This window comes from Bariatricus sp. HCP28S3_A7, assembly GCF_052066375.1.
GTDB lineage: Bacteria > Bacillota > Clostridia > Lachnospirales > Lachnospiraceae > Allocoprococcus.
The window spans coordinates 1-6,916 of sequence record NZ_JBQHSG010000051.1 but is presented as its reverse complement, the minus strand read 5'-3'; the positions used below and the strand labels follow the sequence as shown (position 1 = coordinate 6,916).

Sequence of the window (6,916 nt, the reverse complement as noted above, 5' to 3'; positions counted from 1 at the left end):
GTTTTAAAAGACATATGCAAACCACCTTTATTTGATAAGATGATTATACCATATGTCTTTCATCAATAGTAGTTATTTAATTAGTTGGAAATACCTTTTGACCCCAGCATCGTGGCAAAAGGATCGTCCCCTTAAAATTATTTTTGTCCCGATTTTTTTCCATCTGACTGATTTCTTCATATTTCTCAAGATACTCCCGCATTACAGGATCTGTAGTTTCGCCTTTTTTCTTTTTAGCAGTTTCCGCTTCCAGTTTGTCCATGAACGTATGGATCTCCTCATAAGCCTCTGGTTGGTTTTTCTTTACTGTCAGCACAAAATGTCCTTCCTGTTCATGGATCTGGTCCATGATTGCGGTCTACGTTCCAATCGCATCAATCGTTATAATACTTCCACTGATATCCAGAAGTTTCAACAATTCAGGAATCACCGCAATCTCATTCGTCTTTGAATCTACAGGAAGTTGTGCAAGCAGCAATCCTCGGACAGTTTCCACGACGTTCAAAATCATTGGAGTTGCCGCACATTTTGTCTTTTCCGTTGCGCCACAGAGTGCTTTCCCGTCAATTGCAAGATGGGTATTCTTCGAGTCCACGATTTCTCCAATCCATTCCATAAAAGCACACAAGGCTAATTCCTCATCAATTCCGCTCAGCATCCGACTAATCGTGGAAGGCGAGGCGATCCCGTATTTCAATTCCATATGTTTCCGCAGCCATTCCAGGTTATGTTTGCACCAGTTAAGACTCCTGCGGATCGTTGTCCTGCCACAAAGAAATTCGATTGTGACACATACCAGCATTTCTGCCAGATTGTGTCTTTTCTCTCTGTTGCATCGATAATCTGGGATCTGCCTGAAATAATGAATCAGTTTTTCTGTCAGAAATGGTTTTTCAGCACATTTCCAGAGCCACCTGTATTTTCTCCAGAAGTTCCTGCTGTTCCTCATTAACTTTTGAAATGATTTCAGTTTTATTCAGACATACTAAATAGATTGTCTCTAACTTATGCAGTTCTTCCAGACCCACGCCCCATTTTTTATATATTCTGCGGGACAAAGACGATATCTGAGCTGCAAACTGATAACGAAAATCCGATTCTTTTTTCATCGTTCGTTTTTTCTGGATATAAGAAGTTGGAGATTGCTTGAAAAGAATAATAGAAAGTACATCTTCCCAATCATCCCCTAATGGTTTTTTCCAGTCATCCGGGCACAATTCCCAGACAGCTTTTGAAAACCCGTATTCCCATACTTCTGCATCTGTTAAAGATACCTTCTTTTTGTTGCTTTGTATTACCCCTTCCGGAGTAATAATGCCGATATAAGTATCGACCGGCTGCGGATATTTTTTCCCTTTTACACGCCGGGATGTTCTTTTATAAAGGTAATAAGAATCCCCCTTTTTTTTCACGGTAGTTCCCTTTACACGGTGTTTTTGAACCCATTCTGGATATTTTTTCTCAGTTACTGGCATAATGTCCTCTCCTTTCCGTATAAGTGGTGCATACCTATACTTTATAGACATCATACCTCTACTTGACCTAAAAGTCGAGGGTTATACACGCTTATGTATAGCATGTATAACCCTCGATGAAATCTGATCTTTTTAGAATTTTAAAATATCTTCATGAAACAACCCTGAAAACATTTATTTATCAAATTAACTGATAAATTGCAAGCGCTAAATTGATTTGCACAACTAATTATAATAGAAATTATATTCAACTATTCTATCTTTTACATTTGCTAATAGTATGCTATACTGAAAATGGATTTCATTTGAGGTGCGGTCGTTCCAATAAAACTGAAAGATTGCCAGATTGAAACGTAATATTCTATTTTACATATATGCTTTATGAGAAAGGATGGTTTTATGGATTGGAAAATGATAGTATTAATTGTTTTGATTATTATTTTCGTTATAGTTCCTGTATTATTTGTTATCATTAAAAATGCAGTAAGAGCAGGAATCTTGGAGGCATATGAAGTTTTTCAAAATGAAGGAGATAGGAATAAGAATATAAATTAAAGTTGAGCGATACCCCAAAAGTGTAGTTGTTAGAGGGTAATTGAGACTAATATGTCCCCCAAATTTTCTCTTGGACACATATTTTGAAGTAAAAAATGGATGCTTCCCTGATTTTACAGGAGGCATTCATTTTATTTACCCTGAATTCTAGAGAAGGAAAGTTGCAAAATACTTTATCAAGTATTCTCTGTATCTGTTTTTAATTTGGAATCGACACGAAATCATATCTAGTATAAGTGATTTATAATATTTTAAATAAAAAGTTAAACTAGGATATGTCTATTGTTCACTTCTACAAAATGTGTAGTTTTACCAAAATCTCTATCTATTATCTTATTAACAATCTTTCCACTCTGCCCTTATAAGAATGATATTCTTTTTTGAACATTTTCCAATTAATCTGGTCTCGTGTATAACAACTGAATTGCATAATGAAAGTAAACGCACCATAGTCGGTACGACTAATTGATTAGCCGCTCCGAAGAGCGGCATTGGTTTTAAAGTTACTTTCTGCATTCCGTTGGCAACTTGTCTGACCAAGGAAGCAAATCTTCACAGAAACTTGTATCATGGTCATCCATGCGCTTTGGAATCTCTGTCAGAAGGTATTCAAAATAATTGTAAGGTTTAAGATTATTAGCCTTTGCAATTTCTGCAATGCTATAAATGATTGCGCTGGCTTCTTCTCCTGCAATGGTATCAATCATAACCCAGTTTTTCCGAATTGAACAAAGTCGCGTCCGGTATATGGGGATTCAATATCTCATATTCTGTCATTATTTTTGGATAAGCAGAACTGTCTATGGAGAAGACGATCTCGAAAATCCAGGAATTTTTTTTGATTTTTGGCAGAGATTCCCCTTACCCCAGTTTTGTAAGTACGGTATTCGTTTTGAGTTTGGTTTAGGCACTGTTTTTTCGGTGTGTCATATATCTGGAACACACCTTATATGATACGTTCCCTCCACAACACGGACATACTGTGACATCCTTTTTGTACAGTATCTTGATCGCATGTACTTTATCTTCCTTCCTGAACCGTCTCAGAAATTCACGGCAGCCGATCAGATTTCTGCAGATGGGAATCAGTTTTCGTTTATTATGGTTGCTCAGGAGCCCATAGTGACGTATCCTGACAAATCCTTTCGGAGGAACATGCATCAGGAAACGGCGGATGAATTCGGTACCTTCCAGGGTTAACTCTTTCCATTTACCTCCACATTTACAATCCTTTACCCGGATGGTTACCGTATTTTCATCCATATGGAGAATGCGGCTGTTTCATCCCGGACAGGAATTTTCTCTTAAAAAGCTTTGCCATTGCTTTCCTGGGCAGAAAATAGCCATCTTCTTTCTGGTGCCAGTTACGGTCTGTGTCCAACCCGCCGCAGGTTGATAACACATGAATGTGCGGGTGGTAAGAAAGATTGGATGCCCACGTATGCATAATGCTGATAAATCCGGGGGTGCCTCCCATATGGGAAGGGTATTTTGAAAGCTCCTGGATGGTTTCTGCCACAGCATGAAAAAAGAGAGAATACAGCTCTTTCTGATTCCAGTAGATCAATGGGTTCAACTTACTTGGACAGGTAAAGACAAGGTGGTAATAATCAATGTCCAATACATGTTCATTCTGTGCATCAACCCATAATACATTCGCTAACGCCTGGCACATCGGACAGAATCTGTCACGGCAGGAATTGTTATGGTACTGGATATGTCCGCATTTGTCACATTCAGAGAAATTGGCTCCATATGCACCAGTCTTGCAATTAAGAATATGATGTAAGGTTTTTTCCTGACTTGCAGTGGATGTGTAAGAGTCCAGATATTTGGGATAGATATGCCGGAGGACATCCCGCATGGTAGGATTATCATTCATCACGGCCGCCCTCCCCATAGTCTTTTTCAAAAGTATCAAAGGGACTCCGGATACCCATAAGTGCTTTGGATGTCATCTGCAGATACACATCCGTGGAATTCGGGCTGCGGTGGCCTAACAGTTGTTGGATAAATGTATGGCTGACTCCGTCTTCAAGTGCGTGGCAGGCAAAGCAATGCCTCATTGTATGCGGTGTTACCCCTTCCGGAAGCCCGAGTCTCCGTGCATGATTTTTTTATGAATAGTTGAACGTTTGAACTGGTAAGTGGTTCATCCCTTACTGTGCTTTGAAACAGCCATCCCATTGGGCGGTTATAACTGTACCAGTATTCTGTAAGGATTTCCAGGTTCCTGTCACTTAATATGGTATAGCGGTCTTGTCGGTTCTTTGACAATGGAACATGTATCATCATCTGTTTCCTGCGGATATCTTCATAGCGCAGATGGCAGACTTCACTGACCCGAAGACCGGAGGAATACATCGTTGCAGTGATGGCCTTGTGCTTATAATTATCCATAGAATCAATAAGTAGGTTTACCTGTTATCTGGATTATTCTGCACCCATTCATTATAGCGGTGTAAATGCTTTGTGAAATACTGATAAGGTGTTGTATACTTCAATCTATGAAAAATGTTCATTACCGGATCACCTCATCTCTCACGATCCGGTCGCCCTGTAGCGCAATATTTTCATCATGAGTGATCACGATCAACGTCTGGTCATAGGTTCTGTTGGAATATCTGAGAAGCTTCATGATTTCTTTGCTGTTCTCAGAATCCAGATTTCCGGTCGGTTCATCCGCAAGCACAAGAGTAGGCGCATTCATCAGCGCTCTTCCCACCGAAACTCTTTGCTGCTGTCCACCGGAAAGCTGATTCGGCAAATGTTTCCTCCTTTTCTTCAGTTTTAATAAGTCCAGAAGTTCTTCCAGACGCTCTTCATTTACCTTTCTTACATCCATAAGAACCGGAAGTGTCATATTTTCTTCCACAGTCAGAACCAGTATTAGGTTATAGAACTGATAAATCAGTCCGATCTGCCTTCTTCTGAAAATTGCAAGTTCTTCTTCTTTCTGGGCGTAAACGTCTGTCTGACCTACAATCACTTTTCTCCATGACTTACAGATGACAATTTTGTCACTTTAGCGAAAAGTGACTGGCATGGCAAAAGGATCGTCTACTTAAACTTTAACATACCTTTGATTTCTGCTATGAGGTTTATCCGGAATTGTCATATGAATAAGATTCATCTCGATTGCTGGACGAAGATAATTTCTGCGGAATCCTTCTTTTGATTTTAATTCCAGTTTTTCCATAAGTGATTTGCTGGTGTATGGAATATCATATTCCATAACATCAAGCATTTTCTTGATATGTTCCGAAAGTTGTTCGTTATCCTCGCTAACCTGCTTAGAAATATCATCCAAAACCTTATCAATTTGCAATAGAATAAACTCGATAAAAATTGTAGATTCACCATTTACATGGCACTTGGCAATTGCATCATAATATTCCTCCTGAAACTTCTCAATTTGACTTTCTATTGGAATGTATTCAAATACCGGTTTCCATTTTGTAAGAATAGCAGTATGCCATAATCTTGCCATCCTTCCATTACCATCAGAAAAAGGATGGATAAAAACAAATTCATAATGAAATACGCTACTTAAGATTAAAGGATGAACACTGTATTTTGATTCCTGCATCCATCTAAAAAGATCTTCCATTAACTCTGGAACGAATTGTGCAGGCGGCGCCATAAATATACACTGATCACCACTAAAAACACCTTCTTCTCCTCTACGGAATTTACCAGATTCTTCAACAACATATTTTGTCATAATACCATGAAATTTCTTTAAATCTTTGATACTATATGGATTAATTTCAGAAATTTTATCATAAGCAATGTAAGCATTTTTAATTTCTTGTATTTCTTTTTGCTCTCCTAATACATTCTTACCATTAATAACATCTCTTACCTGTCCTAAAGAAAGCGAATTAGCTTCAATCTTTAAAGAAGCGTGAATAGACTTTATACGATTGTTCTTTCTTAAGTGTGGTTTTGCTTCCAAACTATTGATTGCTGTAATACATCCGATTTTTTCTGAAATGGATGAAACATATGATAATATCTCATTTGTAATTGTAAAAGGCGGTTTGTAATTATCCATGAAAATACCTCCATTAACTTACGTATTATCTTGCGTACTTTCTTCCTCCATTATACATCATCTCTCTCGGATTCTTCAAATAAATTCTGTTTTAGGTAACTGGGGGGACGGGTACATGGTCACCATGCTCCTGTACCCGTCCCCCAGTCACCCTATCCATTTCTACTATTATATCGGTGTACCTACTTCGATCAAGTTTCCATCCGGATCATAAAAACGGACTACTTTCTGTCCCCAGGCATGTGTCATCAGGCGATTCACATATTTTACAGATGGATAATAATTTTCCAGCTTCTCTACAAAAGCATCTATGTTTTTTTCTTCAAAATATAATTCACATGCATTATTCTCTGGGATGACATCTTGTCCTGTGAATTTTTTCCAAGTAGATTCATCCTGAAGTACCAGGCCTTCTGTAAGAATCATATTACCATCATTATCAAGAATAGGTTCGAGACCGAATAATTTGTGATAAAATTCTTTTGAACGTTCGATGTCTTTAACAACAATTAGGATATTTTTTAATTTCATTTTTTCTACACTCCTCTCTGCGGCATTTCCAGTTAACATAACATTTTATTATATTACTATACTTTAACAAAATATAGCAAGAATTCTCCCACCTCTTTAGGTGGCGAGATGAATTGCAAAAAATATGAGAGAACACTTGTTCTAATGCGCCGGATGTGGTATAATATAATCAGTCGAATAAAAGAGTGGATTGATTATAATATGGATTTGGATAATAATGCACATTCAGTATTTTTGTTATATTATCATTTGATTATGGTTGTGAAATATCGCCGGAAAGTGATAGATGATGTAATAT

General features: G+C 37.9%; 8 protein-coding genes and 4 pseudogenes. 2 read left to right on the top strand and 10 right to left on the bottom strand.

Annotated elements, in window-relative coordinates:
* Window positions 1-76: 76 nt before the first annotated feature.
* From ACTNA4_RS15675 to ACTNA4_RS15665, 3 genes are read right to left on the bottom strand one after another with little or no spacing between them, the layout of a single operon-like run.
* Complete coding sequence (locus tag ACTNA4_RS15675) at window positions 77-316, bottom strand: hypothetical protein (protein ID WP_441031050.1); 240 nt, start codon at window positions 314-316, stop codon at window positions 77-79.
* A gap of 42 nt (window positions 317-358) precedes the next feature.
* On the bottom strand, window positions 359-949 hold the full coding sequence (locus ACTNA4_RS15670; protein ID WP_441031048.1) for an ISAs1 family transposase: 591 nt from the start codon (window positions 947-949) through the stop codon (window positions 359-361).
* The gene (locus ACTNA4_RS15665) at window positions 894-1,475 is read right to left on the bottom strand and encodes a hypothetical protein (protein WP_427820752.1); all 582 of its coding nucleotides are present in this window, start codon (window positions 1,473-1,475) and stop codon (window positions 894-896) included. Before ACTNA4_RS15665 ends, ACTNA4_RS15670 begins: the two co-directional genes overlap by 56 nt.
* Before the next feature lie 399 nt (window positions 1,476-1,874).
* Here ACTNA4_RS15665 and ACTNA4_RS15660 point away from each other — a divergent pair, with 399 nt between their 5' ends.
* The gene (locus ACTNA4_RS15660) at window positions 1,875-2,030 is read left to right on the top strand and encodes a hypothetical protein (protein ID WP_427820753.1); all 156 of its coding nucleotides are present in this window, start codon (window positions 1,875-1,877) and stop codon (window positions 2,028-2,030) included.
* Window positions 2,031-2,533: 503 nt separating this feature from the next.
* On the opposite strand, the pseudogene ACTNA4_RS15655 reads toward ACTNA4_RS15660, so the two are convergent.
* From ACTNA4_RS15655 to ACTNA4_RS15625, 7 genes and pseudogenes are all read right to left on the bottom strand, one after another.
* Window positions 2,534-2,761, bottom strand: a pseudogene (locus ACTNA4_RS15655) (transposase domain-containing protein); the annotation flags it as partial.
* Between the two features lie 172 nt (window positions 2,762-2,933).
* Window positions 2,934-3,912: pseudogene (locus ACTNA4_RS15650) on the bottom strand (IS91 family transposase).
* On the bottom strand, window positions 3,905-4,096 hold the full coding sequence (locus tag ACTNA4_RS15645) for a tyrosine-type recombinase/integrase (protein WP_427820754.1): 192 nt from the start codon (window positions 4,094-4,096) through the stop codon (window positions 3,905-3,907). Before ACTNA4_RS15645 ends, ACTNA4_RS15650 begins: the two are co-directional and overlap by 8 nt.
* Window positions 4,065-4,394, bottom strand: coding sequence for a tyrosine-type recombinase/integrase (locus ACTNA4_RS15640; RefSeq protein ID WP_441031053.1), 330 nt, complete (start codon window positions 4,392-4,394; stop codon window positions 4,065-4,067). Before ACTNA4_RS15640 ends, ACTNA4_RS15645 begins: the two co-directional genes overlap by 32 nt.
* A gap of 157 nt (window positions 4,395-4,551) precedes the next feature.
* Window positions 4,552-5,019: pseudogene (locus ACTNA4_RS15635) on the bottom strand (ABC transporter ATP-binding protein); the annotation flags it as partial.
* Window positions 5,020-5,094: 75 nt separating this feature from the next.
* Window positions 5,095-6,087: a Fic family protein gene (locus ACTNA4_RS15630; protein ID WP_441031045.1), complete on the bottom strand. Its 993-nt coding sequence runs from the start codon at window positions 6,085-6,087 to the stop codon at window positions 5,095-5,097.
* Window positions 6,088-6,255: 168 nt separating this feature from the next.
* Entirely contained in the window at window positions 6,256-6,618 is a 363-nt protein-coding gene (locus ACTNA4_RS15625) for a VOC family protein (protein ID WP_441031042.1), read from the bottom strand.
* A gap of 108 nt (window positions 6,619-6,726) precedes the next feature.
* Here ACTNA4_RS15625 and ACTNA4_RS15620 point away from each other — a divergent pair.
* Window positions 6,727-6,916, top strand: a pseudogene (locus tag ACTNA4_RS15620) (hypothetical protein); the annotation flags it as partial.